The sequence below is a fragment of the Streptomyces sp. NPDC034084 genome, from assembly GCF_055575535.1.
The window spans coordinates 515,623-542,225 of record NZ_JBVISK010000002.1 but is presented as its reverse complement, the minus strand read 5'-3'; the positions used below and the strand labels follow the sequence as shown (position 1 = coordinate 542,225).

At 72.2% G+C, this 26,603-nt stretch carries 24 protein-coding genes; 14 read left to right on the top strand and 10 right to left on the bottom strand.

Going from position 1 to position 26,603, the window contains the following annotated elements:
• Positions 1-9: 9 nt before the first annotated feature.
• A complete protein-coding gene (locus ACZ51I_RS07825) occupies positions 10-1,671 on the top strand; it encodes an amidohydrolase (protein ID WP_468872408.1) in 1,662 nt (553 codons plus the stop codon).
• A 42-nt stretch (positions 1,672-1,713) separates the two neighbouring features.
• On the opposite strand, the gene ACZ51I_RS07820 is transcribed toward ACZ51I_RS07825, so the two are convergent.
• The 3 genes from ACZ51I_RS07820 to ACZ51I_RS07810 form a co-directional block, all read right to left on the bottom strand.
• Positions 1,714-2,370, bottom strand: a complete 657-nt coding sequence (locus tag ACZ51I_RS07820) for a DUF305 domain-containing protein (RefSeq protein ID WP_468872406.1) — start codon at positions 2,368-2,370, stop codon at positions 1,714-1,716.
• Between the two features lie 95 nt (positions 2,371-2,465).
• Positions 2,466-2,840 (bottom strand): DUF6153 family protein, encoded by a 375-nt coding sequence (locus ACZ51I_RS07815; RefSeq protein ID WP_468872403.1) that lies wholly within the window; start codon positions 2,838-2,840, stop codon positions 2,466-2,468.
• 95 nt (positions 2,841-2,935) lie between these two features.
• Positions 2,936-3,280 carry a tetratricopeptide repeat protein gene (locus ACZ51I_RS07810; protein WP_468872401.1) on the bottom strand — a complete coding sequence of 115 codons (345 nt, stop codon included), beginning with the start codon at positions 3,278-3,280 and terminating at the stop codon, positions 2,936-2,938.
• 102 nt (positions 3,281-3,382) lie between these two features.
• Between ACZ51I_RS07810 and ACZ51I_RS07805 the strand changes: the two genes are divergently transcribed.
• The 6 genes from ACZ51I_RS07805 to ACZ51I_RS07780 all read left to right on the top strand — a co-directional run bounded on the left by ACZ51I_RS07805 (position 3,383) and on the right by ACZ51I_RS07780 (position 11,983).
• Positions 3,383-4,348 carry a pirin family protein gene (locus tag ACZ51I_RS07805; RefSeq protein WP_468872399.1) on the top strand — a complete coding sequence of 322 codons (966 nt, stop codon included), beginning with the start codon at positions 3,383-3,385 and terminating at the stop codon, positions 4,346-4,348.
• A gap of 562 nt (positions 4,349-4,910) precedes the next feature.
• Entirely contained in the window at positions 4,911-5,966 is a 1,056-nt protein-coding gene (locus ACZ51I_RS07800; protein WP_468872397.1) for an ArsO family NAD(P)H-dependent flavin-containing monooxygenase, read from the top strand.
• Positions 5,967-6,524: 558 nt separating this feature from the next.
• On the top strand, positions 6,525-7,349 hold the full coding sequence (locus tag ACZ51I_RS07795) for a helix-turn-helix transcriptional regulator (protein WP_468872395.1): 825 nt from the start codon (positions 6,525-6,527) through the stop codon (positions 7,347-7,349).
• Positions 7,350-7,396: 47 nt separating this feature from the next.
• Complete coding sequence (locus tag ACZ51I_RS07790; RefSeq protein WP_468872393.1) at positions 7,397-8,317, top strand: sterol desaturase family protein; 921 nt, start codon at positions 7,397-7,399, stop codon at positions 8,315-8,317.
• A gap of 118 nt (positions 8,318-8,435) precedes the next feature.
• Positions 8,436-10,274, top strand: coding sequence for an ABC transporter ATP-binding protein (locus ACZ51I_RS07785; RefSeq protein ID WP_468872391.1), 1,839 nt, complete (start codon positions 8,436-8,438; stop codon positions 10,272-10,274).
• Positions 10,271-11,983, top strand: coding sequence for an ABC transporter ATP-binding protein (locus ACZ51I_RS07780; protein ID WP_468872389.1), 1,713 nt, complete (start codon positions 10,271-10,273; stop codon positions 11,981-11,983). Before ACZ51I_RS07785 ends, ACZ51I_RS07780 begins: the two co-directional genes overlap by 4 nt.
• A 252-nt stretch (positions 11,984-12,235) precedes the next feature.
• Here ACZ51I_RS07780 and ACZ51I_RS07775 read toward each other — a convergent pair whose 3' ends face one another.
• Positions 12,236-12,574 (bottom strand): hypothetical protein, encoded by a 339-nt coding sequence (locus ACZ51I_RS07775; RefSeq protein WP_468872387.1) that lies wholly within the window; start codon positions 12,572-12,574, stop codon positions 12,236-12,238.
• Between the two features lie 332 nt (positions 12,575-12,906).
• On the opposite strand from ACZ51I_RS07775, the gene ACZ51I_RS07770 reads away from it, so the two are divergent.
• Both ACZ51I_RS07770 and ACZ51I_RS07765 read left to right on the top strand, forming a co-directional pair.
• Positions 12,907-14,058 (top strand): tetratricopeptide repeat protein, encoded by a 1,152-nt coding sequence (locus tag ACZ51I_RS07770; protein ID WP_468872384.1) that lies wholly within the window; start codon positions 12,907-12,909, stop codon positions 14,056-14,058.
• Between the two features lie 146 nt (positions 14,059-14,204).
• Positions 14,205-15,170: a polyprenyl synthetase family protein gene (locus ACZ51I_RS07765; RefSeq protein ID WP_468872382.1), complete on the top strand. Its 966-nt coding sequence runs from the start codon at positions 14,205-14,207 to the stop codon at positions 15,168-15,170.
• 257 nt (positions 15,171-15,427) lie between these two features.
• Here the strand turns inward: ACZ51I_RS07765 and ACZ51I_RS07760 are convergent, their stop codons facing one another.
• The 4 genes from ACZ51I_RS07760 to ACZ51I_RS07745 form a co-directional block, all read right to left on the bottom strand.
• Positions 15,428-16,162, bottom strand: coding sequence for a D-Ala-D-Ala carboxypeptidase family metallohydrolase (locus ACZ51I_RS07760; RefSeq protein ID WP_468872379.1), 735 nt, complete (start codon positions 16,160-16,162; stop codon positions 15,428-15,430).
• A gap of 229 nt (positions 16,163-16,391) precedes the next feature.
• Positions 16,392-17,276 (bottom strand): alpha/beta fold hydrolase, encoded by an 885-nt coding sequence (locus tag ACZ51I_RS07755; RefSeq protein WP_468872377.1) that lies wholly within the window; start codon positions 17,274-17,276, stop codon positions 16,392-16,394.
• 241 nt (positions 17,277-17,517) lie between these two features.
• Entirely contained in the window at positions 17,518-18,501 is a 984-nt protein-coding gene (gene ppk2, locus ACZ51I_RS07750; protein ID WP_468872374.1) for a polyphosphate kinase 2, read from the bottom strand.
• 131 nt (positions 18,502-18,632) lie between these two features.
• Positions 18,633-19,637, bottom strand: coding sequence for a DMT family transporter (locus tag ACZ51I_RS07745; protein WP_468872372.1), 1,005 nt, complete (start codon positions 19,635-19,637; stop codon positions 18,633-18,635).
• Between the two features lie 92 nt (positions 19,638-19,729).
• Here ACZ51I_RS07745 and ACZ51I_RS07740 point away from each other — a divergent pair, with 92 nt between their 5' ends.
• Together ACZ51I_RS07740 and ACZ51I_RS07735 are read left to right on the top strand one after the other, a co-directional pair.
• Positions 19,730-20,671, top strand: a complete 942-nt coding sequence (locus tag ACZ51I_RS07740; protein WP_468872370.1) for a LysR family transcriptional regulator — start codon at positions 19,730-19,732, stop codon at positions 20,669-20,671.
• Positions 20,672-20,961: 290 nt separating this feature from the next.
• A complete protein-coding gene (locus ACZ51I_RS07735; protein WP_468872368.1) occupies positions 20,962-21,369 on the top strand; it encodes an FKBP-type peptidyl-prolyl cis-trans isomerase in 408 nt (135 codons plus the stop codon).
• Between the two features lie 84 nt (positions 21,370-21,453).
• On the opposite strand, the gene ACZ51I_RS07730 is transcribed toward ACZ51I_RS07735, so the two are convergent.
• Positions 21,454-22,641 (bottom strand): FUSC family protein, encoded by a 1,188-nt coding sequence (locus tag ACZ51I_RS07730; RefSeq protein WP_468872365.1) that lies wholly within the window; start codon positions 22,639-22,641, stop codon positions 21,454-21,456.
• On the bottom strand, positions 22,623-22,964 hold the full coding sequence (locus ACZ51I_RS07725) for a hypothetical protein (RefSeq protein WP_468872363.1): 342 nt from the start codon (positions 22,962-22,964) through the stop codon (positions 22,623-22,625). Before ACZ51I_RS07725 ends, ACZ51I_RS07730 begins: the two co-directional genes overlap by 19 nt.
• Before the next feature lie 718 nt (positions 22,965-23,682).
• Here ACZ51I_RS07725 and ACZ51I_RS07720 point away from each other — a divergent pair.
• From ACZ51I_RS07720 to ACZ51I_RS07710, 3 genes are read left to right on the top strand one after another with little or no spacing between them, the layout of a single operon-like run.
• Positions 23,683-24,096 carry a DUF7144 family membrane protein gene (locus ACZ51I_RS07720; RefSeq protein WP_468872361.1) on the top strand — a complete coding sequence of 138 codons (414 nt, stop codon included), beginning with the start codon at positions 23,683-23,685 and terminating at the stop codon, positions 24,094-24,096.
• A gap of 59 nt (positions 24,097-24,155) precedes the next feature.
• Entirely contained in the window at positions 24,156-25,646 is a 1,491-nt protein-coding gene (locus ACZ51I_RS07715; RefSeq protein ID WP_468872359.1) for a gluconokinase, GntK/IdnK-type, read from the top strand.
• A gap of 32 nt (positions 25,647-25,678) precedes the next feature.
• Positions 25,679-26,596 (top strand): cyclase family protein, encoded by a 918-nt coding sequence (locus ACZ51I_RS07710; protein ID WP_468873796.1) that lies wholly within the window; start codon positions 25,679-25,681, stop codon positions 26,594-26,596.
• Positions 26,597-26,603 lie beyond the last annotated feature (7 nt).

The following is a 26,603-nucleotide window of genomic DNA, read 5'->3' as shown; positions in this document are numbered from 1 at the left end:
CCCCACCCCATGAACCGCACCGCCCCCGCCGACCTCGTCCTCACCGGGGCCCGCATCCACACCGTCGACCCGGCGCTCCCCGAGGCCCAGGCCCTCGCCGTCCGCGCCGGCCGCATCGTCTGGATCGGCGCCGCCGCAGAAGCCGCCGCCTGGACGGGCCCCGGCACCCGGATCCTCGACGCCGGCGGACGGCTCGTCCTGCCCGGCTTCGTCGACGCCCACAACCACGTCCGCCTCGGCTCCGACGACGCCTGCGTCCAGCTCGCCGGAGCCCGCACCCTCGAAGCGATCCACGAGCGCATCCGTACCTGGCACGAGGCCCACCCGGACGCCGACTGGATCGAGGCCGAGGCCTTCGACTACTCCGCGATCCCCGGCGGGCGGATGCCCACCGCCGCCGACCTCGACCCGGCCACCGGAGACACCCCCGCCCTCGTCCTCAGCTACGACGTCCACACCGCCTGGCTCAACACCGCCGCGCTCCGCCGGTTCGGCGTCGACCGCGACCACACCGACCTGCCCTTCGGCCGGGCCGTCACCGACCCCGCAACGGGCGAACCCACCGGCTTCGTCAAGGACTTCGCCATCAAGGGCCTCTCACGGGCGGGCCACCGCGCCCTGCGCGCACTGGGCCTGCCCTGGGCCTCTCCCGACCGGCAGTACGGGCGGCTCGCCAAGAGTCTGGACGACGCCATCGGCTACGGCATCACCACCGTCGTCGAACCGCAGAACTCCCTCGACGACCTCGCCCTCTTCGAGCGCGCCCGCACCGAGGGCCGGCTCCGCTCCCGGATCGTCGCCGCCCTCTTCCACCCGCGCGGCACCACCGACGCGGACCTGGACGCCTTCGAGAGGGCGGCCGACGAGTACGCCGACGACCGGCTGCGCGTCGGCCCCCTCAAGCTGTACATCGACGACGTCGTCGAACCGCGTACGGCCGCCCTCCTGGAGCCGTACGCGGGCTGCTCCCACCACCGGGGCGACACCTTCTATCCGCCCGAGGAGTTCGCCGAGCTGCTCACCCGTCTGGACGCGCGCGGTTTCCAGTGCTTCGTCCACGCCACCGGAGACCGGGGCATCCGCACCGTCCTCGACGCCGTCGAACGGGCCCGTGCCGTCAACGGGCCGCGCGACGCCCGCCACCAGGTCGTCCACGTGGAGTGCCTCGACCCGGCCGACACGCCGCGCTTCGCCGCCCTCGGCGTCGTCGCCTGCATGCAGCCCCGGCACGCCGCCCCCGACATCGCGGGACCCGGCCAGGACTGGGCCGAGAACGTCGGCCCCGAGCGCTGGCACAAGGCCTGGCCGCTGCGCAGCCTGCACGCGGCCGGCGCGGTCCTCGCCCTCTCCAGCGACTGGAACGTCGCCGAGATGGACCCCATGGTCGGCATCCACGCCGCCGTCACCCGCCGCCCGCCCGGCGGCGGCGAGGCGTGGACGGCGGGCGAGACGATCGACGTCGCCACCGCCGTCGAGGGCTACACGATGGGCTCGGCCTACGCCAACTTCCTGGAGCACGAGCGGGGTTCGCTGACGGTGGGCAAGCTGGCCGACTTCGTCGTCCTCTCCCGCGACATCCTCCGCATCGCCCCCGAGGAGATCCCCGGCACGGTGGCGGAGACGGTGGTGGTGGGCGGCGAGGTGGTCGTGGACCGGCGCCCGGGAGCCTGACGGCCCGCCCCGGCGGGGGACGGGCCGCGGGGGCGGGGCGGGTCAGGGCCGGTCGAGGATCTTGCGCAGCTGGGCGACCTCGGCGGACTGGGTCCGTACGACATCGTCGGCGAGCTCCCTGGCCGTGGCGTTGCGGCCGTTCTTCTGCTCGTCCTTCGCCATGGCGACGGCGCCCTCGTGGTGGGCGATCATCAGCTCGGCGAACGCGCGGTCGAAGGCCTTGCCCTTGGTCGCGGCCAGGTCCTTCATGTCCTGCTCGGACATCATCCCGGCCATGCCGTGCCCGGAGCCGTGGGCGCCGGACTCGGGCTCGACCCAGCCCTTCAGCCAGGCCTTCATCTTCTGGATCTCCGGGTCCTGGGCCTGCTTGATGGCGGTGACCAGCCTCTTGACCTCGGGATCCTGGGCGCGGCCGTCGGCGAGTTCCGCCATCTCCAGGGCCTGCTCGTGGTGGGGGATCATCATCTGCGCGAACATGACGTCCGCGTCGTTGAAGGCGCCCGGCGCGCCGGCCCCGGCCTCGGCCTCCGGCGCGGGGGCGGCGGCCGACGGGGAGGCGGTGGCGGACGCGGACATACCGCCGTGGTCCATCCCGCTCCCGCCGTCCTCCGCGCCGCAGGCGGCGAGCAGGAGCGCGGTCGCGGTGACGGCGCCGGCGAGGGCAAGCTTGCGGGCGGTGCGATGGGTGAAGGCGCGCATGTGGGTGATACCTCGTGTGCTGTGTCGTACGTACGGAAAGGGGCGGGCCGAAGCGTTCACGGGCAGCGCGAGGCGCTTCCGCGTGGCGGCACGGTCTAGATCCGCAGGACGGACAGCTGGGCGAGGTCGGGGGGCCGGCCCGGCGGGGCGTGCGGGCCGAGCGCGGGCGTGAGCCGCGCGAGGAGGAGGGCGAGCCGGTCGGGGCGGCGTACGAGCGCGGCCCGGACGAGTCCCGCGAGCAGCCAGGCGCCGAGCACGGCCACGCAGAGGGTGGTCATGTCCATCCCCGCACCCGGTTCGTGCCGGGCGTCGGAGTCCTCGTCGTCGTGCGGGACGGCGCTGTGGGCGGAGACGCCGTGGTGGGCGGCGGAAGCGGTGTCCGTGCTGCCGCCGGAGCCCTCGGGGTGGCCGACGGTGTGCATCAGGAACACCCCCAGCGCGAGCACGACGACGAGCAGGAGGTGCGCCACGGCACCTCCCGCTCGCCCACCGCGTTCCGCTCGGTGTGTACGCACAGCCAGGACCTCCTGGCGGCGAATATACCGCCTGGGGGTATCAGCGCCCGTCAGGACGGGGTCTCGCCGGCCATGGCGGCGGCCATCCGCAGGTGCGGCGCCGCCTCTTCCGGACGGCCCTGGCGCTCCAGGGTGCGCCCGAGCATCAGCCGGGCGTAGTGCTCGACCGGGTCGCGCTCCAGGACGGCGCGCAGCTCGGTCTCGGCCCGGGAGAGCTGGGCGGAGTGGTAGTAGGCGCGGGCCAGGAGGAGCCGTTGGGCCGTCTGCTCCGGGTGCTCGGCGACGAGGCCGCGCAGGATGCGGACGGCGGTTCCGTACTCCTTGGCGTCGAAGAACAGTCGCGCGCGGTCCCAGCGTTCCCCGGCGGTTCCGAACTCGTAGTACGTGTCGCTCATGCTCTCCCTTTCCGGGGCTCCGGATCTGCCACCCTGGGGGGCGGTCGACCAGGTCAACACCGCCGGTTAGTTGAACATTCCATCAAAGATGGGTTGAGCACCATGAGCAATCTTGATCGTCAGGCCACGATGACCGTGTGCGGCGGCCGCGGTTTCGTCGTCGCCGAACCGGTACGGGAGCTGCTCAGCCCCCGCCAGGTCCAGCTCGGCGAGTCGACCGAGGTCCGCAGGCTGCTCCCGAACCTGGGCCGGCGCATGGTGGGGGCCTGGGCCTTCGTCGACCACTACGGCCCCGACGACATCGCCGACGAGCCGGGCATGCAGGTTCCGCCGCACCCGCACATGGGACTGCAGACCGTCAGCTGGCTCCACGAGGGTGAGGTCCTGCACCGCGACTCCACGGGCAGCCTGCAGACGATCCGCCCGCGCGAACTGGGCCTCATGACCTCCGGCCGGGCGATCTCCCACTCCGAGGAGAGCCCCCGGCCGCACGCCCGCTTCCTGCACGGCGCGCAGCTCTGGGTCGCCCTCCCCGACGCCCACCGGCACGTGGAGCCGCACTTCCAGCACCACGCCGACCTGCCCCGGGTCACCGCGCCCGGCCTCACCGCCACGGTCGTCCTCGGCGCGCTCGACGGCGCCGCCTCGCCGGGCACCACGTACACCCCGCTCGTCGGCGCGGACCTCGCCCTCACGGCGGGCACCGAGACGAGCCTGCCCCTGGAGCCCGACTTCGAGTACGCGGTCCTCGCCATGTCCGGCGAGGCCCACGTCGACGGCGTCCCCGTCCTGCCCGGCTCCATGCTCTACCTCGGCTCCGGCCGCACCGAACTCCCCCTCCGCGCCCGGTCGGACGCCGGCCTGATGCTCCTCGGCGGCGAGCCCTTCGAGGAGGAGATCGTCATGTGGTGGAACTTCGTCGGCCGCACGGACGAGGAGATCCGCAAGGCGAGGGAGGACTGGATGACGGGCGACCGCTTCGGCGAGGTGAAGGGCTACGACGGCGACCGCCTGCCCGCCCCGGAGGTCCCGGCGACGCAGCTGAAGGCGCGGGGGAGGGTGCGCTGACCTGGGGTTTTCCTTCTGCGACGATCAAGGTTGAGGGATGCTTGGCTCCGTCGTAGCTGTCGTCGCGACTGTGGGAGGGCGCGTATCGCAGCCCCTTCCGCAGTCGTGCAGTCGGTGGGTGCACTCCAGAGTGTGCTTGGCTGCGAGCAGATCTGTTCAGCTGAGCGCTGACCTTTTGCTGACTTCACTGACGGTTCATCAGTGTCCTGGCGGTGTAGCAGGCAGTGGCAGCACGCCGGTCTCGGCACCGTGGCCTGCGTGGCCATGGCCTGGCGTTCCGGCTGGTCAGCCAGCCTGCTCGACGTTAGGCGTTGCCCCAGCCCTGGTCCAGCAGGATGGGTCTGGCCTCCTCGGAGCGCTTCCGACCGCCGCCGGTGCGCTCGCGCCCTTCGCGAGCGCGACCCTCGCGGGCTCGCTCGGCGGGTACCCCCAGCTGTTCGCCCTGCTGGCGGCGGTCGCCGCCGTCGCAGCCACGGCCGCCACCCGTACGTAGACAGACAACCGCAAGTAAGCCGCCGCGGCGTCACGCGATTGCCGCCCCCGAGGAAGGGAAGTCCCCGACATGAGCAGGACGTTCGACGTTGTGGTGATCGGCGGAGGACAGGCCGGACTCGCTGCCGGCTATCACCTGCGCCGAGCCGGCCTCGACTTCGTCGTTCTGGACGCGGGCATGGCACCGGGCGGCGCCTGGCGGCACGCGTGGGACTCCCTCCACCTGTTCTCCCCGGCGGCGTACTCCTCCCTCCCGGGCCGCATCATGCCGCCCCAGCCGGGGGAGCCGTTCCCCGAAGCGGGACACGTCGTCGAGTACCTCACCGACTACGAGCAGCGGTACGACCTGCCCGTCGTCCGCCCCGCACGCGTCCGCGGTGTCCACGACGAGGGCGAACTCCTCCGCATAGAGACGGACTCAGACACCTGGCACGCCCGCGCGGTCATCAGCGCCACCGGCACCTGGTCCCGCCCCTTCGTACCGTCGATCCCCGGCCGGACGGACTTCCAGGGCCGCCGACTCCACACCGTCGAGTACGACAAAGCGGCGACGTTCTCAGGCCTGCGGGTGATCGTCGCCGGAGGCGGAAACTCCGGCGCCCAGATCGCCGCCGACCTCGCGCACGACACCCAGCTCACCTGGGCCACCCTGCGCGAACCCCGCTACCTCCCCGACGACATCGACGGCCGCGCACTGTTCGACGCCGCCACCGCTCGCCGCCGCGCCCTTGACGAGGGCCGCCCCGTCACCGGCGGCATCTCCGCCCTCGGCGACATCGTGGCCGTCCCACCTGTCCGCGAGGCCCGCGATGCGGGCCTCCTCAAGGCCACCCCGATGTTCGACCGCCTCACCCCGACCGGTGTGGCGTGGGCCGACGGCATGACCGCCGAGGCGGACGCCATCATCTGGTGCACCGGCTTCCGTCCCGCCCTCACCCACCTCACCCCCCTCGCCCTCCGCACCCCCGACGGCCGCATCCCCACCCACGGCACCCAGTGCACCACCGACCCCCGCATCCACCTCCTCGGCTACGGCGACTGGACCGGCCCGGCGTCAGCCACTCTGGTGGGCGTGGGCCGCACGGCGAGGGAGGCTGCCCGGGCCATCGCCGAGCTGCTTCTGTGACGGAGACACTCCAGGACCCCGAAAACATGGGTATTCCAGAGGCCGGCGCTCTCCTTGAAAGAGTCTCGACGGTGCGGCGCTGGGCGTGGTGCGGGCCGTCTCGGCGCCGTAGCGTGCGCCGCTCATGTGGCTGGCGGGACGGTCGTGCTCCGTATACTCCCGGTGTTCCGCCCGGGGCCGGTCCGTACGTGACCGCCGTCGGCTCTCGCGAGCCGGCTGCCGGTGTCCGGCGTGGTCCGGCAGGTGGGCCAGTGGCGCGCGGGACACGGACGGGTGGAGGGGGATCATGCGCGTGGTCTTGGTGAGGGACCCGGGCGGCCCGGATCGGCCCGCCAGGGCGGCGGGCGCGTCGGCCACCGTTCGGCACCCGCGGACCAGCGGGGGCTACGGCCTGCCGGGGCCGCTTCGTCCGCCCACGGCCCGCCGTGCCCGCGCCGCGGGTGGTGGCGGGCCGGTACCCGCCAGGGGTCTCCGGTCGGTCCACATGCGGCCGACCACGCCGAAGCCCGTCATGGCCGGCCGGGTGGTGCCGTCGGCGTCCGAATGGGCGCGGCAGCCATGAGCCAGGGCACCGAGACGTCCGCGGCGTCCTCCGGGGGCGGTGCCGACGCGTGGCGGGTCGAGGTCGATGCGGCGCCGGGCCGCCTGGTCGTGGCCGGGGTGATCGGCATGGCTCGGGAGCACGCGCACGCCGCCGTACAAGTGCTGGCGTGCGGGTCCGGCAGGGTGCTGCTGAGCGACGGGCGGAACGAACTGCCCGTGCGAGCGGCCGTCATCCCCGCCGGGCGTACGCATCGCGTGCGTCCGGCACCGGGGCCGACGCCGATGGGGGTGATGGTCTACCTCGATGCGGACACCACCGCCGGACGCGCCCTGCACGACACGGCGGCCTGTGGTGGAGTGGCCCGTTGGGCCGCCGCGGCATCCGTGTTCGCCGAGGCCGACTCGCCGCCCGCCGCCGTGTCGGCGGCGGGCATGCTGCGGGCGTTGGACCGGCTCGGCGCCGCCACCTCCGGGCAACCCCGGCACCCGGCCCTCGCAGCGGCGCTTGCGGCGCTGCCGGGCGCGGTGGCGGCCGGACCGGTGCGGGTGGGCGAGGTCGCCGCCCGGGCCGGGGTGTCCGCCAGTCGGCTGGGGCACCTGTTTGCCCAACAGTTGGGCTGGTCGTTCCCGGCGGCGGTGCGGTGGGCGCGGCTGCACGCCGCGATCGTCTCGGCGCGTGGTGGGGCGAACGCCACCGAGGCCGCGCACGCCGCCGGGTTCTCGGACAGCGCCCACCTGACCCGCGTGTGCAAAGCCATGTTCGGCATCACCCCCTCCCAGGCCCTGGCCGCCGCCCACTGGACGCCGACGGTCGGCCCGGATACGCGGCGGGACCGGTAGCGGATCCGTTCAAGCCCGCCGGACACCGCGGCGGCGAGGCTGTCGGTATGTCTCCAACGACCGCCGCGGCGCCCGCCGTCGCCTCCGCTCGATTCCTGGTTCGGTACGCGTACGTGCCCTTCATGTTGCTCGGCGTCAACGGTGCCGCGATCTGGCTGGTCAGCGCCGGCGCCCCGAAGCCGTGGCTGCTGGTCCTGTTGGCGTTCGCGGTGGGCTGCTCGTTCACCGCCGAACGCGTGCTGCCGTACCTGCCCGCGTGGAACGTCCCTCGCGGGGACGGCCGCCGCGACACCGCCCACGCGTTCGTCAACGAGGTGTTCACCCTTGCCGGACTTGCCGTCGTGCCCGCGGCCGCCGCGCTCGCGCCGGCCCCGCGAGCGTGGCCGGACAGCTGGCCGCTGTGGTGCCAGGTGCTGTTCGCCGTCGCCGTCGCCGATCTCGGGATCACCCTCGTACACCGCGCCAGCCACCACGTCGGCTGGCTGTGGCGGCTGCACGCCGTCCACCACAGCGTCACGCGTTTCTACGGCTTCAACGGTCTGATGAAGCACCCCCTCCACCAGAGTCTCGAGACCCTCGGGGGCGTCACCCCCCTACTGCTGCTCGGCATGCCCCTCGACGTCGCCTCCGTCCTGGCCTGCGCCGTCGCCGTCCAACTCCTGCTCCAGCACTCCAACGCCGATTACCGCACCGGCCCGCTCGCAACGGTCCTCGCCCTCAACCAGGGCCACCGGTTCCACCACCTGAAATGGGCCGGCATCGGCGACGTCAACTTCGGCTTGTTCACCCTCGTCTGGGACCACGCCATGCGCACCTACACCTATGACCCGGACCGGCGGTTCACCTCCGATGACCTGGGCATGGCCGCCAAACCCGACTACCCGACCTCCTACCTCGCCCAGCTTGCCGAACCGTTCCGGCACGGCAAGCCGAACACCGGCGCGCCGCGGGCCGGTGCCCGCCCCTGACGTCCGTCCGGGCGTCCTTGATCACGGCATGTGGCCACCGCCACGCCCCACGCACCCCCATGACCACCGGCCCGGCTCCGAGCCCGGTCGCGACGGGATCGACGAAGACAGGAAGACCATGGCCACCACCGACCTCACCAAGGCGAGGGAGCAGTCCACACCACCGCCCGGCGCCGAATCCGCGGCGGGACAGAGCATCACGGGGCTGCTGCGCCCCTATTACCCGAGTTTCGCTGCCGTTGTGACGCTGCAGGTCATGGGCGCCCTCGCGGGTCTGATGCCGCTGCTGGCAGTCGTCGAGCTGGGACGCACCCTATTGGCGCCCGGCCCGGTGGATGACGGCCGGGTCTGGATCGTCGTGATCGAGGGTGCCGCGGGCCTGTTCCTCCGGCTTCTGTTCACGGCCGCGTCGTCAGGACTCGGACACATCGTGGACGGCCAGGTGCAACTGACGCTCCGCCGGCGACTGGCCACGCAACTCGGCCAGGTACCGATCGGCTGGTTCTCCCAGCGCCGGACCGGTGAGCTCGCAAAGGTGGTGGGGGATGACGTCAGCGCGGTGCACCCATTCATCGCCCACACCCCCGGCGAGCTCGTTTCCGCCTTCGTGGTCCCTCTGGCGTCGCTGATCTACCTGTTCACCATCGACTGGCGGCTCACACTGATCACGCTGATACCGGTCGTGCTGGCAGTGGCGCTGGTCCCCCTGATGATGACCCCGGCCCGGCTGCGCGAGCAGGAGGAGTTCGACGCGGCCATGGGACGTATCTCGAGTTCCGTCGTCGAGTTCGTCCAGGGCATCTCGGTGGTCAAGGCGTTCGGCGCGTCCGGGCGCGCCCACCGTAGGTTCCTCACGGCCGTGGACGATTTCGTCAACAGCTTCTTCGGGATGGTGCGCGGGCTCGCCGGCATCGCCGCGGGGATGCAGGTGGCGCTGTCGCCGCCGTTCGTACTGTCGGTCGTCCTCATCGGCGGTACGGCTCTGATCACCACCGGTGGCATGGCTCCGGCGGACCTGCTGCCCTTCCTGCTCCTCGGACTGGGCCTGACCGCTCCGGTGGCGGCCCTCGGCCACGGGTTCGACGACATGCAGGCCGCCCGGCGCGCAGTCGGCCGGATCCGGGAGGTGCTCGCGGTGCCGTCGCTGCCGGAGCCCGCGCATCCGGTGGCGCCGCAGGGCCACCGGGTGGAACTGCGCGGCGTTCGATTCGGCTACGAAGCCGATCACGAGGTCCTGCGCGGGATCGACCTGGTGCTCGAACCGGGAACGACCACCGCGATCGTGGGACCGTCGGGAAGTGGGAAGTCCACGCTGGTCCAGCTGTTGCCGCGATTCTTCGACCCGGCCTACGGTTCCGTGACCCTGGGCGGTGTGGATCTGCGCGAGCTCGGCAGCCGGGAGCTCTACCGGACGGTCTCCTTCGTCTTCCAGGACGTCCGCCTGCTGCGTGCGTCGGTCGCGGACAACATCGCGCTGGCCGTACCGTACGCCGACCTCGATGCCGTGGTGCGCGCCGCCCGGCTGGCGAACATCCACGATCGCATTCTCGAGCTGCCCCGCGGATACCAGTCGGTGATCGGTGAAGACGCCGGCCTGTCGGGTGGCGAGGCGCAGCGAATCGCGCTCGCACGCGCACTGCTGGCCGACGCGCCCGTCCTCGTGCTCGACGAGGCGACCGCCTTCGCGGACCCGCAGACCGAACAGGCGGTGCGCAGAGCACTGGCGACGCTGGAGGGTGACCGGACGATCCTGGTCATCGCCCATCGCCTGGAGACGATCGCCGACGCCGACACCGTCGTGATGCTGGACGAGGGAACGATCGTCGAACGCGGCAGTCCGGCCGAACTGCTGGCACGGCCCGGAAAGTTCGCGGAGTTCTGGCGATCCCAACGAACGACGGCAGCCGACCCGGCCACGACCCCGGGTGACGCACCGCAAGGAGGCGAGTCCCGATGATTCGAATGCTGCTGCGCGTGCTGGGCCGCGAATACGCCCAGCCGGTGCGTCGCACCGTGACCCTGATGACCACGACCGCGGTGGTCGAGGGCCTGTCCTACGCCCTGCTGGTTCCCGTGCTGCGGGCCCTCTTCGGCAGCGCGCCCGAAGACGCCTGGCCCTGGCTGATCACGTTCGGGGCCGCGGTCGCGGGCTACGCGGTACTGCGTTACGCCAGCGACCGGTCCGGCTTCCACGCCGGGACCACACTGTTGCGCGGCACGTACCACCGTCTCGGTGATCACCTGGCCCGACTGCCCCTCGGTTGGTACGACGCGGGCCGCCTCGGAGAGGTGTCCGCCCTGGCCGGCCGCGGCGTCCTTCAGGCGATGAGCGTGATCGCGCATCTGCTGGCCCCGTTCATCTCCGCGTGCGTGACCCCCCTGACGATCGTCGTCGTGATGCTGGCCTTCAACTGGCAGATCGGTCTGGCCGCGACGGCCGCCGTACCGATCGTGGCGGCGATCCACATCCGGACCGGCCGTTCGACGGCCGCTGCCGACGCCGAGCGGCATGAACGCGACCACGAGGCCACCGGGCGGGTCATCGAATACCTCCAGGCCCAGCCGGTGCTACGCGCCGGAGGCCGGACCGTCGAACGCTTCAGGGCGCTCGACGACTCGCTGAGGGAAGTCGAGCGCGCGTCCCGGCGCTCCACGCTGTCTGCGCTGCCCGGTGTAGTGGGTTCGACGCTTGCGGTACAGATGACGTTCACCGCCGTGCTGGCCCTGGGTGCCTACCTCGCGCTCGGCGGGGACATCGGTGCGGCGGAGGTCTTGTCGATCCTGGTGCTGGCCGCCCGCTGCGCGGATCCGTTGCTGTCCCTGGCGGACATCGGCGGCCAGATCCGCGGCGCACGTCACGAGCTGGCGAGACTCGACGCGGTGTTGCGCACCGAACCGCTGCCGGAAGCTCCCGAACCGGTCCAGCCGGTACGGCACGACGTGGAGTTCGAGTCCGTATCCTTCCGGCACGGCGACCGCACGGTGATCGACGACCTGTCGTTGTCCCTGCCGCAGGGACAACGGCTGGCCGTGGTCGGACCCTCGGGTTCCGGGAAGAGCACGTTCCTGCAGTTGCTCGCGAGGTTCTACGATGTGGACGCGGGCGCGGTGCGTGTGGGCGGTGTGGACGTACGCGCGGTCGACTCGCAGGTGTTGATGGAGCAGTTCGCCATTGTCTTCCAGGATGTCCGTCTCTTCGACGGCACGATCGAGGAGAACGTGCGTCTGGGCCGCCCCGACGCGGACGAGGCCGAGGTACGGGCGGCAGCGGCGGCGGCGCGGTTGGACGAGGTGATCGAGCGCCTGCCCGGTGGATGGTCCACGCATGTCGGCGAGGGCGGGGCGCTGCTCTCGGGTGGTGAACGCCAGCGCGTCTCGATCGCGCGAGCACTGCTGAAGAACGCGCCCGTCGTGCTGTTGGACGAGGTGACCTCGGCACTGGACCCGGTGAACGAGGCAGCCGTCCACGAGGGCATCGAACGCCTGATGGCCGGCCGGACGGTGGTGATGGTCGCGCACCGGATGCGGACCGTGCGACGCGCCGATCGCGTCGTCTTCCTGGACGGTGGCCGGATCGTGGAGGAAGGCAGCCACGACGAACTGCTACGCCTCGGCGGCCGCTACGCCGATTTCTGGAACGTTTCCCTGGCTCCGGGCGGCGCGTGACGAACCGGGCCACGGCGGCCGATGACACCCCTCCGGATCAGCGACAACGAGGGGGAGTCATGCCGACCCGAAGGCCGGAGGCCCCGTTGCGGAGCCACGAAGACGGTAGCGGGGGGCGGCTCGTCGCCTCGGTCCTGCGCCTGGACGGCCGCCGCCTCCTCCGACACCCGCTGCCCGTGGGCCCGCCACTCCGCCGGATCACCTCCACAGGCCTTCACGTACGCCGACACGACGGAAAGTGGCGGTGGCTGCTCACCGCAAGGCGGCGCGGGACGACGTGGCGACCGAGTACTCGCTGTGCCGCGCCATGGCGCTGTACGTGGGGCCCGCCAGCACGCGGGACAGCAGTTCCGGCGGCGACTGCGTCTGCCGGTAGGTGCGGGTGGTGATCGAGCCGATGACGGTGTCGAAGGCGAAGCCGGCGTTGCCCAGGGCGAACCAGTACGCGTCCCCTGCCGACGTCGTCAGCGTGGCGAGCAGCAGCAGCGCGATGCCGGCCAGGTCGGCCACGATGATGCCCCGCGCGGTGCCGAGGCGTGTGGTCACGCGGACCGCGACGGTGGCGCCGGTGAGCGCGCCGACCCCGTCCATGGCCAGGACGAGACCGAGCGGCCGGGTGCTTCTGCGGTGTGCTCGTGTGTGAGCAGTCTGGTGGCCGGCTCTGGTGTGACGAGGACGCCTTCGCGCACTACCGGTTCGAAATTGGACCGTTCGAGCCTCACCCTGGAGCTGGGCCGGACCTGCCGGTCCGGGAGCCCCGGCGTACATCTCGCTGAGGAGTCGTCGACGGCCGCGTAGCACTTGAGAACGATCCCGCGTCCGTATGGAGGCGGACTTCTCGACCGAGAGGGAACCCCGGCCCGCGGTCGACGTCTTGGTCCTCGTGTCGACTTGATCGTCGAGTCGCCACGAGGAGGGGTGTGATGGCAGGTCAGGTGAGTAGGACGAGGCGGGCGAAGGCATCGGCGCCGGAGTACCAGGGGGCTCTCGAATCGTTGTCGGTGAACGCTTCGCTGCCCGAGGTGCTGGCCCGGGGCATGGAGGAGCTGCGGACGGCGGAGCGGGCCGGGGACCGGCGGGAGGAGGCGCGCTGCGGGCTGGCCGTGGCGGAGGCCTGTCGCAGGCTCGGGCGCATCGAGGAGGCCGACCGGGCGTGGAAGGCGAGCTACCGGGCGGCGCGTTCGGCCGGTCACGAGGGGGCCATGGCGTGGGCTCTGTGGAGCGGCGGCACGCTGGCCCGACAGCGCGGTGCGTTCAGGCTGGCGTACCGGTTGCTGAGGCTGGCGGCCGAGACGGGCGAGCGGGGTGGTGACGTCGTCGTGCGCGGCTACTCGCTGGCGGGGCTTGCCGAGACCGGGCGCATCCAGGGCGATTACGCGGCGGTGAGGAGGCTGCACGAGCAGCTGCTCGCCGAGGCCCGCCGCCGAGGCGAGGCCCGGCACACGGTGTGGGCGCTGGAGGGCATCGCGCAGATGCACCGCAACACCGGCGAATACGATGAGGCCCTGGCCCTGTTCGAGGAGGCGGCCGACACGGCGTCCCGAGCCGAGGACCGGCGCGGGTGGGCATGGGCGCTGCGAGGCATCGCGGACGTGGTGTCCGTGCGCGACGCCGACGTGGAGCGCGCCCTGTCTCTGCTGTCCCAGGCGGAGGAGGTCTGCCGGGAGATGCGGCTGTCCAGCGCGCTCGCCTACAACCACAAGATGCGCGGCAACGTGCTGTACCGGGCGGGCCGCTACGAGCAGGCCCGTGAGATGTACGCGCTGGCCCTTGAGGAGTTCCACGAGATGAACGAGCCGCGCGGGACGGCGCTGTCGCGACTGGGGCTGGTCAAGGCCTCCGCCCACCTGGGCCGCGACGCCACGCACACTGCCGCGGACCTGGCCGAACTGCGTTCGACGCTGGACCGTATCGGGCTGCGGCACGCCCGGGACATGGTGGACAAGGCCGCGGCCGAACTGGGGGTCGGGCCGCTGCCTGACCACGGCGGTCACGAGCGGGGCGCCGCGCGGCCCGTGCTGCCGGCGGTCGGGGCTGAGGCGCTTCAGGCCGTCGACGTGGAGGGCCTGCGGTGAGCGCGGTCCCGACACCGCTCTCGCCCGTGAGCTCGCCGGGCACCGCCACCGGGGCCACCGTGCGTTCCTCTCGTGATCACGACACAGCGCCGGCCCGTGTCCTGGAGCGCTGTCGTGAACTCGTGCGGCCCGCGCTGGTGGGGGCGGTGGGCAGTCTCCATCCGTGGACCGGTGAGATGGCGGCGTACGCGCTGGGCTGGTCCGACACGACTGGTACTCCGGATTCCGGCAGGTCCGAGGGCAAGGGAGTGCGCCAGGCGCTCGCCGTGCTCGGGGCCGAGGCGGTCGGGGCGGATGGCGCGGACGCCGTCCCCGGCGCCGTGGCAGTCGAACTCGTGCACACCTTCTCGCTCCTCCACGACGACATCATGGACGGCGACGCCCTGCGCCGGCAGCGGCCCGCGGTGTGGAAGGCGTACGGGACCGGCCCGGCCGTTCTCGCCGGCGACGCGCTTCTCGCCCAGGCCGTGACCACCCTGGCCGAGACCCCGGGCCGGCATGCGGCGGCCGCGGTCCGCTGCCTCTGCCGGACCCTGAACGCGCTGGTGTCCGGCCAGGCACAGGACCTGCGCTTTGAACACCGTCCGTGGTACGGCCCCGGCGCGGTCGGACCGGAGCAGTACCGGTCGATGGCCGAACACAAGACGGGCGCCCTGCTGGGGTGCGCCGTTGCGCTCGGCGCGGTCCTCGGCGGCGCCCCCGACCGGACCGTGACCACGCTCGAACGGGCGGGCCGTCATCTAGGCCTCGCCTTTCAGGCGGTGGACGACATCCTCGGTATCTGGGGTGACCCCGCGGTGACCGGCAAGCCCGTCCACGCCGACCTGCGCAGGGGCAAGAAGACCTACCCGATGCTCGCCGCGGTGGCCGGCGGAGGCAGGGCCGCGCGGGAACTGGCATCGCTGCTCGATCCTCCCCAGCCGCTCGACCACGAGTCCGCCGCACGCGTCGCGGCACTCGTGGAGGAACTGGGCGGGCGGACCGCGGCCCGCGACGAAGCGCGCCGGCACCTGGACACCGCTCGCAGCGCGCTGCGCGACGCGTCTCTCACGCACACCGCCGCACAGCAATTGGACGGGCTGTTCACGTACGTGCTCGACCGGACCAGGTGATCACCGTTCCGCCTCGGTGATCACCCCGGTGGTGACGGCTCGACGGCGGGCCCGCAGCGGACCGGGGAAGGACAGCGGGCCGAGCGTGGGCGCCGCGGCACCGGTGGCTCTCGGACGCGTTGTCGGGGAGTGCGGGGCGAGCCCGGAGGCGGCGGGGGCGAGGAGCAGGAGCCGGCCGTGTGCCCCTCGGGCGTGCGGGCCCTCTCCCCGACCCTCGGGGCCGGGAGAGAGCCCGCCCTCCGTGTCGTACGGCCGGGTCAGACGCCGCAGTTGGGCGCGGACCAGGATCGGCTGGTTCGTCCGTCGACGTGGGTGTGGTCGTTGTGGTCGGGGTAGCCGGGGCCGAAGATTCCGCCGAAACCGTGGTAGCGGGCCCGCTGTGCCAGCGTGCACAGCGACGGGCTGCCGGTCAGGTCGGCGGCGTCACCGTACAGGTGCCGGCTGTTCGAGGCGCCGCCCACCGCGCTGTTGCAGGCGTACGAGCGGAATCCGCTGGTCACGGTCAGGGGAACGTCACCCAGGGCATGTCGCATGGCCTCCAGCTTCCACATCGTGCGCAGGCCGTTGGCCTTGGCCGTCGCGGCGCTGACCGCGCCGCCGGACCAGTCGGAGTTGCACTTGTTCAGCTCGGCGTAGGTGAAGTGGACAGGGGTGCAGTCCGGGTCCTGCAGGGCGTAGATCTTGCTGAACGTCTGGGAACCCGCGACGCCGTCCGCGGGCAGACCGTAGGCCTGCTGGAATCGGGTCACCGCGGCCTTCGTGGCCGGGCCGAAGGCGCCGTCGATGGCGATGACCTCGCCGTACGCCGCATGTCCGGCCACGCGGATCTGCAGCTGCGTCACATCGGAGCCCGACATGCCCTCGGACAGGGCGCGGCCCCAGGTGTAGCACTCGTCGGCCTGGGCGGGTCCGGCCGTGGACAGCACCCCACCCAGCGCTGCTGCCATGACCATGACAAGGGAGAGGGTGAGTTGGATCGTGCGCCGAAGCATCGCGTCTCCGTCCTGAGTTCCGACTCCCCGTCGAGGGGATGAGGCGAGTGTGATGCGTGCATGCGGCGCGTGTCCACGCCGTCACCATATGCCACAGGTCCAGACCTTCGGAGCCACCCCTCTGCAAGTCGACGGTCGTGGTGACGCCAGGCCGCACACCGGCCCGGACGTGCGCCGTTCCGCGGAATCGGACGCACGCTCGGCCCGGTGTGTCGCAGTGAGTCCGGTGCTACATCAGCTTCAGCTCAGCGCGCACCGCCTCCGCGACGGCTGCCGTCGCGTGCGCCGCGAACAGGATCGTGTAGTGGTTGGTGTCGTCGACCCGGCGCGTGGTGATCCGGTCCGGGGAGAGGTCGCCGGCGGCCAGTCGCCCCTCGTCGTAGAGCCCCTGAGGTTCGTTCATCACTCCTCGCTCCGCCCACAGCATGGTGCCGCGCACCACCGGCTGGTGGATGGCGGCCAGCGTCTCGGGGTCCCCGATGGGGCCCGCGCCGTCGGCACGGACCGCGTCCAGGACGCAGCTGCTGCGCATCTCCGGAGGCTCGCCGGCCAGGTCGCGGTCCACGTACGCCTGGATGTGCGGACCCCAGTGGGCCGTGAAGGCCGGGTGCTCACGGAAGAGCGCGCGGTACGCGTCGCCGTCCGGGAAGGTCGTCCTGAGTCGACGCATCGCCGGGCCGATGACCGACTCGATCACCTCGTCGATGTCCGCGCCGCCCGGAATCGGGAATCCGAGGCCACCGTCGACGAGTACGACGCGCGGGAAGCGCTCCGGGTGCCGCGCGGCGGCCACCGCGGTGGTGAAGGCCCCCAGGGAGTGGCCGACGAGCAGGGCCTGACGCAGGCCCAGGTGATCGAGGACGGCGAGGACGTCCTCGACGTGGGCGGGGATGCCGTAGGGAGCCGGCAGACCAGCGCTGCCGGCCCGGCCGCGCAGGTCCGGGGCGTACAGATCGATGTCGCCGAGCTGCTCGGCGACGGCGCCGAAGGACAGGCTGTTGCCCGTGATGCCGTGCAGGGCGATGACCGCGGGCCCTTCGCCGGGCCACCGGGTCACGGCGAGATCGCCTCCTCGTACGGGGACGGCGAGTTCCTGCGGAGTACGCGTGGTCATGCGGACCTCTTCCATCTGTTCGGTCTCCTGCTGCCCGGCGCGACGCGACCGCCCGCCGTCGTGGAGACGGCCGGCAAGAAGGGTGTCCCGAGAACGAGCGCGGGTTCAAGGCCGTGGCCGCGTGCGACCAGATCGGCGGCCGCCCGGAACGTGCGGCCGGCCTCGACGGTGCGGCGGTACTCGTCGGGCGAACGCCCGCTTCAACGGAGAGGGTGACCACTCCGGTTCTTCATGATGAGCGCTATGGGGCGGGGTGCTGGGGACGGGGGTGCAGGCCGGGGCCGACGGGACGGCCGGCCAGCGGAGTGGGGGAGAGGGCGGCGGGTTCCTCGCCGGGCTCCAGGAGTGTGTCGGCGGCGCCGACGATGAGGGGGTCGGGGCGGCCGACGGCTGCTTCGTCCTTGCTGTCGTAGTCGATGCGCCACAACAGGCTGCGCATGGCTTCGAGGCGCCCGCGTCGTTTGTCGTTGCTCTTGACCACCGTCCACGAGGCGTGGTCCGTGTCGGTCGCGCGGAACATCTCGACCTTCGCGGTGGTGTAGGCGTCCCACAGGTCCAGTGAGGCGAGGTCGGTGGGAGACAGTTTCCACTGCCGCACCGGATCGACCTGGCGAATCGCGAAGCGGGTGCGCTGTTCGGCACGGGAGACCGAGAACCAGAACTTGACCAGCAGGATCCCGTCCTCCACGAGCATCGCCTCGAAGGCCGGACACTGCCGCAGGAACAGCTCGTACTCCTCGGGAGTGCAGAACCCCATCACCTTCTCGACACCGGCGCGGTTGTACCAGGAGCGGTCGAAGAAGACGATCTCACCGGCGGCCGGCAGGTGGGCGACGTACCGCTGGAAGTACCACTGTCCAGCCTCCCGCTCGGTCGGCTTGTCCAGGGCGACGATCCGTGCTCCGCGGGGGTTGAGCCGCTCGGTGAACCGCCGGATCGTGCCGCCCTTGCCCGCCGCGTCCCGCCCTTCGCAGACCACCACCAGCCGCGCACCGGTCTCCTTCACCCAGCGCTGCAGCTTCAGCAGCTCGATCTGCAGGATCCGCTTGGTCCGCTCGTACTCCGCACGACGGATCTTGTGTTCGTACGGATAGTTCTCCCGCCACGTACGAATCGGAGCGCCGGAGGACTCCAACAGTACGGGCTGCTCCGGCCGGCGATCATCCACGCTGAGCCCGGACAGCAGCTCCTCGGCTTCCGTCCGCGGCGATTCCTGTTCGTTCACGCGGTGCGCCTACCCGCCGCAAGCCGTCCGTATGGCCCCCGAGTCCCAGGCCTGTGCCTCCGCCGGCTCCCCATGCCGCACAGAAGTGGCTCGGCCGCGTGCCGGCCGGTCACGGTGGTGGACGTCCTGGGTCACAGTCCGCCACGGTGGAGGAAGGACAGGCCTTGACCTTGCGCCTCAGGCGCGGCTCCCGGCCGCTGTCCGGAGACGTCGTGGCCGTGGCCGTTGTCAGGAGGGCCGCCGGGGCGGATGACCGGTGTGGAGCGGCGTGTCAGGCCTACGCCGGCGAGGACGACCACCATCCCGAGGGCGATGCGGAGGCTGAAGTCCTCGTGGAGGACGACGATGCCCAGTGCCACGGAGACCACGGGCAACAGGTAGCCCACGGTGGCGGTGTTGGTGGCGCCTTCGGCCGCGATGTTGCGGTACGTGAGGTGGAAGGTGACTCCGGTGGCGACGACGCCGAGGACCAGCGTGGCGATCAGCTGACTCGGGCCGATCTCGATCCGCGTCAGCCCGCCCAGCGCCAGGGCCGGCGCGGTGAGGACGGTCGCGGCGATGAGCTGCGCCGCGGACAGCGCGATGGTCGGGATGCCCTTGCCGACCAGGTGGCGGCTCATGAAGAGGAAGCCGACCGCGTATGCGGCGGCCGCGCCGACGATGGCGAGGGCGCCCCAGCCGCCCGACTCCCTGGCCTGCCACGGCGCGAAGATCAGCACCACTCCGGTGAATCCGAGCAGCATCCCGGTGACGCGCCCCGGACGCAGACGGCGTTCGGGACCGACGGCCGCGCCGAGCAGCAGGGACCACAGGGGGGTCGTGGCGTTCAGGACGCCTGCGACCCCCGAGTCGACGCTCTGCTGCCCGAAGCTGAACAGGGCGAACGGCAGGGCGTTGCAGAAGAAGGCCGCCACGACGACACGGCCCCATAGAGCCGGGCTGCGCGGCAGCCGCCGACCGGAGAGCAGGCAGAGGACGAGCAGGGTGGCCGCCCCGAGGAGGCAGCGGCTGAACGTGACCTGCACGGGGGTCAGTGCCTCCAGGGCCACCTCGATCCACAGGAAGGTCGATCCCCACAGCAAGGCGAGGACGCCGATCCGCGCCCCGCCCCGGCTCCTGTTCCTGACAGCGCTCACCGCTACCTCCCGTTCGGTCCTGGCATGAACGCTGCCGCAGAGCTGTCGTAAGAACAAGCAAAAGGTGCTGCACCTCGCTTAAGCTGTGCTACATGCTCGATGTGAGACGTCTGCAGGTCCTGCGCGCCGTGATCACCAGCGGCTCGGTGACGGCGGCGGCCGCCAACCTCGGCTACACCCCCTCCGCGATCAGCCAGCAGATCTCGGTCCTGGAGCGGGAAGCGGGGAGCGCGCTGCTGGAGCGGGCCGGCCGGGGAGTGCGCCCGACCGCCGCCGGACTGCTGCTCACCCGGTACGCGGCCCTCATCAGCGAGCACCTCGCCGAGGCCGAGAGCGCGTTGGCCGATCTGCGGGCCGGCCGGGAGGGCAGGCTGACCGTCCGCTACTTCGCCTCCGTCGGACCGACGCTGCTGGCACCCGCCCTGGCCCGCGTACGCCGTGAGCACCCGGCGGTCGCGATCGACCCGGGGCTGGCCGATCCCGATGACGCGATGGCGCAGGTGTGCCGGGGCGAGGCCGACCTGGCCGTCGTCGTCCGACCGCCCACCGACGCGTCCCGGAACGGCGTACGGGTCGTGCACCTGCTCGACGATCCGTACCGAGCGGTCCTCCCCGCCGGACACCCGCTCTCGGCGAAGCACGTGCTCGACCTCGCGGACCTCGCCGGTGAGCCCTGGGTCGGCAGCGAGCCTCCCGGCCCCTGCCTCACACCGATCACCGACGGCTGCGCCGCTGCGGGCTTCAGCCCGGACTTCGCGGCCACGTCGCAGGACTACGCCACCGCACAGGGCTTCGTCGCCGCTGGCCTGGGCGTCAGTCTCGTCCCGCGACTGGGACTGAGCGCCCGTCATCCCGGCGTCGCCGTCCGCCGCGTCCGGCGCCCGGAGCCGGTCAGGTCGCTCCACGCCGTCTTCCGGGCCGGATCCCTGGAACAGCCCGTCCTGCGGACTCTGCTCGATGCCCTCCGAGCCTCGGCCGAGGCGCAGGAGCATGGGGCGGCGAAAAGCGAAGAGGACGACGCACGGGCGACGTAGGGCGGATCCACGTCCAGGGGCAGCCGTTCACCGCATGGGCGTCTTCGACCTCAGCAGCCGAACCGGGGGCCTGCTGCGGAACACGGTTGCCGCGCCGGAACGGTCGGCAGTCCTCTCGCTCGTACCAGCGGGAGTCGGCGATGCCCTGGAGCGAGCAGGTGGGCGGCGGCCGGGCTCCGAGTGAGCCGGGGAGCGGCGCTCTCGGTAGCGTGGGCCGTCTGCCACATGCGAGACCCCGCGCGTCCCGGTGGGTTCGTGCGGGGGCTTTCGACGAGGAGGGACGAGACGCGATGAGTGAACCGACCAAGCCGGAGGTCGACGTTCCGGAGGGTGACGCTCCTGCCGAGCTGACCGTCCGGGACCTGGTCGTCGGGGCCGGGCCCGAGGTGAAGGCGGGCATGGTCGTCAGGGTGCACTACGTCGGGGTGACCTTCGAGACCGGGAAGGAGTTCGACGCCTCGTGGGACCGGGGCGAGCCGTTCAAGTTCGCCCTGGGCGGTGGCCGGGTCATCAAAGGCTGGGACCGTGGCGTCAAGGGGATGAGGGTCGGCGGACGGCGCCAGATCATCGTTCCCCCGCGTCTCGGCTACGGCGACCAGTCGCCCTCGCCCCTGATCCCCGCCGGTTCGGCCCTGGTCTTCGTGGTGGACTTGCTGGACGTGTACTCGGGCACAGGCGGGTGGAGCAGGGGTGAGTGAACCCGGCCACTCCTCTCGTCCGGGCGGCGGTGTGCTCGCCGCTCTCGGCAGACGTCGAGAGCGGCACACCACCGGCCATGCGGTTCACCCGGTGTCGGCCGTCTCATCCGTACGGGCCCAGGTGTGTTCGATCTCTTCGACGATGCGGACGGCTGCCGTGAGGGCCGTGCCGAAGACGGGCCACTCGCCGGGAGTGTCGTGTCGCTCCCGGCGTACCGCCATGGTCAGGTCCCGGTAGCGGCGCATGGCGTCCTCGACGCACGCGCGGAGCTTGCCCGCGTCCTCGGGGCCCTGAGGGGGGTCGAGACACTCCAGGGCGGTGGCGGTACCGGCCAGCAGCTCCGCGTACGCCCCGAGGCTCCGCATCGCCTCAGGGGCACGCCGGGCGTAGTCGAGGGCGCGGGCGATGGAGCGGATATGGGTGGCCGTGCGCTCGATCATGCTGATCGTGTCGTGACAGCGTTGGAGGGTGTCGGCGGCGTGGTCCCAGGGCTGACGGGGGTTGAGCCTGGTGTTCTCCTCCTCCCTGTCGACCGCGGCACGGGTCCGCGCCGCGCGGGCGGCGAGGTCCTCGCAGCGGTGCGCCCAGTCCTCCTCCGATCCGTCCTCGGCGGTGCCGTCCGTCGCTGCGTCGGCCAGGTCCCGTAGCAGGTCTGCGGTACGGGCCGCCAGGTCCGCGGTCAGCTGCCGTGCCCTATCGGTGTGGGGTGCAGGCGCGACCGCGAGATGGGCGACCAGTCCGCAGCCCACGCCGATGGCCGCGGCCGCCACGAGGTGTCCGATGTAGTCGATCTCACCGCCGCCGCCCGCGAACGCGAACAACGCGACGACCGGGACCTGGGCGCCCTGTCGGCCCAGGAGGTCGAGTCGTGCCCCCAGCAGGGCGATGAAGGCGAGGACTCCCACGCTCCAGACGTGGACGCCGGCGGTGCTGCCGAACGCCGCCGCTCCGGCCGTTCCCAGCGCCATGGCCCCCAGGTACTGCACGGAGTCCCACAAGGAGCGGTAGACCGTCGACTGCAGCGACAGCAGCGCGGTGAAGGTGGCGAAGGCCGTCACCGTGGGCGGCAGCAGCCTGGCCGCGAGCCACCAGGCGACCGCGGCGGCAGCGGCTCCCTTGGCCTGCAACAGCAGCGCGTCCCGCGCCTCGCCGGGCCCCCGCGCCGCACGGCGCACGAACTCCCAGCGGACCCGGACCTGCCGTCGGCACCACTGCCTGGCCGCGCCGATCCGGCTCGGTTTCCCGCCGCGCCTCAGCACTCGCTCGACCACGGGTGCGAGCGGGGACGGCGGGCGGCGCGTGGGGGCACGGCCAAGCGTCGCGCCGGGCGGACGCGCATCCGCCGCGGCAGGTCACGTGTGAGCCGGCCGTCGAGCGTCGTGCGCCACCTGACGTCGCGGTACCGGGAGCGCACGGGGGCCAGCGCCCTGGTCCCCAACTCGCTGCCGAGGAAAGGATCGTCGAGCACCACCTCGGTGATCAGTCCCTCGGCACACCGCTCGCACGCCCGGTACGTCACCCGGCCCACCACCGTGCGGGAGTGCACCAGCAGCAGGCACTCGAGGCCGTCGCCGCCGGTGTCGGGGCAGGGCACCGGCCGGATGTCGCGACAGGCCAGGAGCCGACGATGCCATCTGCCCCACGGCCGCCCGGAGCGCCGGTGCCGTCCGTCGGGGCGATGGTGCGGGGAGCCTGACCGCCGCACAGGGAACCGGGCGTGCGCGGGGGTCACTGCGGTCGTCTGGATTCCCATGCGGTCCCGCGTGCCCCGAGGGCCGCGACCAATGCCTGGCACCGACGCGTCGTGCTCCCGATGCGGCCCGCCGCGTCGGCGAGGCAGCACGGCGAGGCGGGTGCGCCGGTCTCCGGCGGGTTCCTCAAGGACCACCGGGAGGCGGAGTGGTGAGCCGACCGGAAGAGCGGGGCCCGAGCGCGCCCTGGGGGGCGCGGCCGGGAGATGCCGCCGCGGTCCGACGCCGAACGCGCACCGCTGCCGGACAGGCCAAGCGCGGCCACCGACGGGCCCTCTCCTCGCCTGCCGTCCTCCTGGATCGCCATCGTGGTTCTCGCTCAGGGCGCGTGGCGAGCGACAGGGTGCGCGCGCGAAGGGACGAGGGAGGGAAATGTTCGCCGCAGCAAGGCATCGAGACGTCGGGTATGGGGCGCCGCGGCCGCCGCGGTGACGTTGACGGTCCTCGCGTCGGTTCCTCCCGCCGATGTGCGCCCCAGGACGCGGGGGGTCAGATTGGATGTATCCGCCTCGTCGAAGGAAACGCCGACGGGCGGCCCAGAACGACAGGGAGGAACGTGTCATGACAACCCCTGTGAGGGAACCCGGCTCGAGAAGCACGGCACACAGCAGCGGCTGGCTCGTGTTCGCCGCCGTGATGATGATCTTCAGTGGCATCATGGCGCTGCTCGCGGGCATCTCGGCCATCGCCGACGACGACGTCTTCGTCGCCACTGACGACTACGTCTACAAGCTCGACCTCACCGGCTGGGGCTGGATCCACCTCATCCTGGGCGTCGTGATCGCCCTGGCCGGCTTCGCCCTCTTCAAGGGCGCCACATGGGCCCGGATCGTCGGCGTGGTGCTCGCGGGTCTCAGCATGATCGCGAACTTCATGTGGCTTCCGCACACCCCGTGGTGGGCGCTGCTCTTCATCGCGATCGACGCCTTCGTCATCTGGGCCCTGTGTGTGGCCCCCGCGCCGCGCGGGGACTGACGTCCGTGGCCTCGACGCCGGTGGCCGGCGGGACAGCGGCAGGGTCGCTTCCGGACCTGATGCTCGTTGTGGGCGTCGCCGGGTCGGGCAAGTCCACGGTGGGTCGCCTCCTCGCCGAGCGCCTGGGCTGGGCGTATCGGGACGCGGACGAATTCCACCCGGAGGCCAACCGCGTCAAGATGGCCGCCGGGCACGCCCTCACGGACGGCGACCGCGCACCGTGGCTCGAAGCCATCGGCGCGTGGATGGACCAGGCGCTCGCGGCGCACCGGCAGGCCGTCGTGACCTGCTCCGCGCTCAAGCGCCACTATCGGGACACACTGCTGGCAGGGCGGCCGGGAGTCCTCCTGGTGTACCTGCACGGCTCGCGCGAGCTGCTGACGTCCCGGCTGGCGTCGCGGCACGGTCACTTCTTCCCGGCAGACCTGCTGGACAGCCAGCTCGCGGCCCTCGAGGAGCCGGAACCCGATGAACACCCGCTGGTGGTGGAGATCGACCAGCCTCCGGAGGCCATCGTCACAGGAGTGCTCTCGCTGATGCGCCGGGGATCTCCTTCCACGGGGCCGCCGACCGGAGCGGACACGGAGCGGACCGTCCACACCGCCGGGGCCGAAGCCCCTGCCGACACGATCAGTCCGACAGGCGCGCAATGGCAGTTGCACCACGGCGAACAGAGCGCCTTCGTCGTCCAGTTGGGCGGCGCTCTGCGCGACTACACGGTGAACGGCCGACCGCTGCTCGACGGATTCCCCGCCGGCTCCGCCATCACGGGCGGGCGGGGGCAACTGCTCGTCCCCTGGCCGAACCGGGTGGGCGGCGGCCGCTACCGGTTCGGCGGCCGGGAACGGCAACTTCCGCTGAGCGAGGTGGAGAAGAGCAACGCGATCCACGGTCTGCTGCGCTGGAGCCTGTGGAAGCTGCTCGCCCGCACCGAGGACGCGGTGGCGGTCGGCACGACGCTCTGCCCCCAGCCCGGCTACCCGTTTCTTCTCGATGTCCGTGTCGAGTACCGGCTGGGGCCCGAAGGGCTCGAGACCGCCGTCTTCGCCACCAACACCGGCGCTGAGCCGGCACCTTACGGCGTGGGTCAGCACCCCTATCTGACGGTCGGCACCGACCTCGTCGACACCGTGCTGCTGACCGTACCCGCCCGGTACTTTCTCCGTACCGACGAGCGAGGCCTACCGTTGCGCCAGGATTCCGTGGACGGTACCCCGTACGACTTCCGCACCCCCCGAGCCATCGGCGACCTGCGACTGGACACCGCCTTCACCGGACTCGACCGCGCTCAGGGCGGCCGGGCCGTCGTGCGGCTGGCGCACCCCTCCGGGCTGCGGGGTGTCGATCTCTGGCTCGGCGAAGGCACCCGGTACGTGCAGGTGTACACAGGTGACACGCTGGCCGAACCCGAGCGGCGACGCCGCGGGGTCGCCGTGGAGGCGATGTCCTGTCCGCCGGACGCCTTTCGCAGCGGCACGGACCTCACCGTCCTGGAGCCGGGCGCCACGCACGTGCTCCGGTGGGGCCTGAGCCCCTGGGGCGACCCGTGAACCGGCCCAGACATCACGGCGTCGTGCCACGGATGACCGCGGAGGACTTTCGCGGGCTCTACGAGCGGCTGCGGCGCGAGGCGGCGCGGTCGGCGGGGGACGGCCGTCCTGGCGCCCTGCGGTATCTGACGCCCGAGCGCGTGGCGGCGGCCGCCACGGAAGTCCGCCTCGGGCGCACGGTGTCGCTGGCCGCCCCGATCGAGACCCGACCGGGCCCCGACGCCCCCGAGCCCGCGGAGCACCGGATGACCGGCCCCGCTCCGGGGGACCTCACGGCGGACGGCGTGCACTTCGCCACCGACCGCTTCGCCATGAACGTGCACGGCGACTCGGACAGCCACCTCGACGCCCTCTGTCACGTCGTGTACGACGCGGAGCTGTACGGCGGGGTGCCGGCGACCAGTCTGACAGCCGGGGGTGCCCGAGCGCTCTCCGTGGACCTGGTCGCCGACGGCATCGCCGGCCGTGGTGTGCTGCTGGACATCCCCCGGCTGCGCGGCGTGCCCTGGCTGGAACCGGGTGACAACGTGACGCCGGACGACCTGACGGCCGCCGAGGCGGCGCAAGGGGTCCGCGTCGGACCGGGGGACCTTCTGCTCGTCCGCGTGGGACATCGTCTCCGCCGTACGGAGCGCGGACCGTGGCACTCGGCGACCGCTCGGGCGGGTCTGCACCCGACCGCTCTGGAGTTCCTGGCCGAGCGGAAGGTGGCGGTCCTGGGCGGGGACGGCAACAACGACACCGCGCCCAGCGCCGTGGAGGGCGTCGACTTCCCCGTACACGTCCTGGCCATCCGTGCCATGGGCATCCATCTGATGGACTACCTGCGGTTCGAGGACCTGGCGGCGCTCTGCGCGCGAGCGGAGCGCTGGAGTTTCCTCTGTGTGATCGCCCCCCTCCGGCTGCCCGGAGCCACGGGCTCGCCCGTGAACCCGATCGCGGTGCTCTGACCGGGCG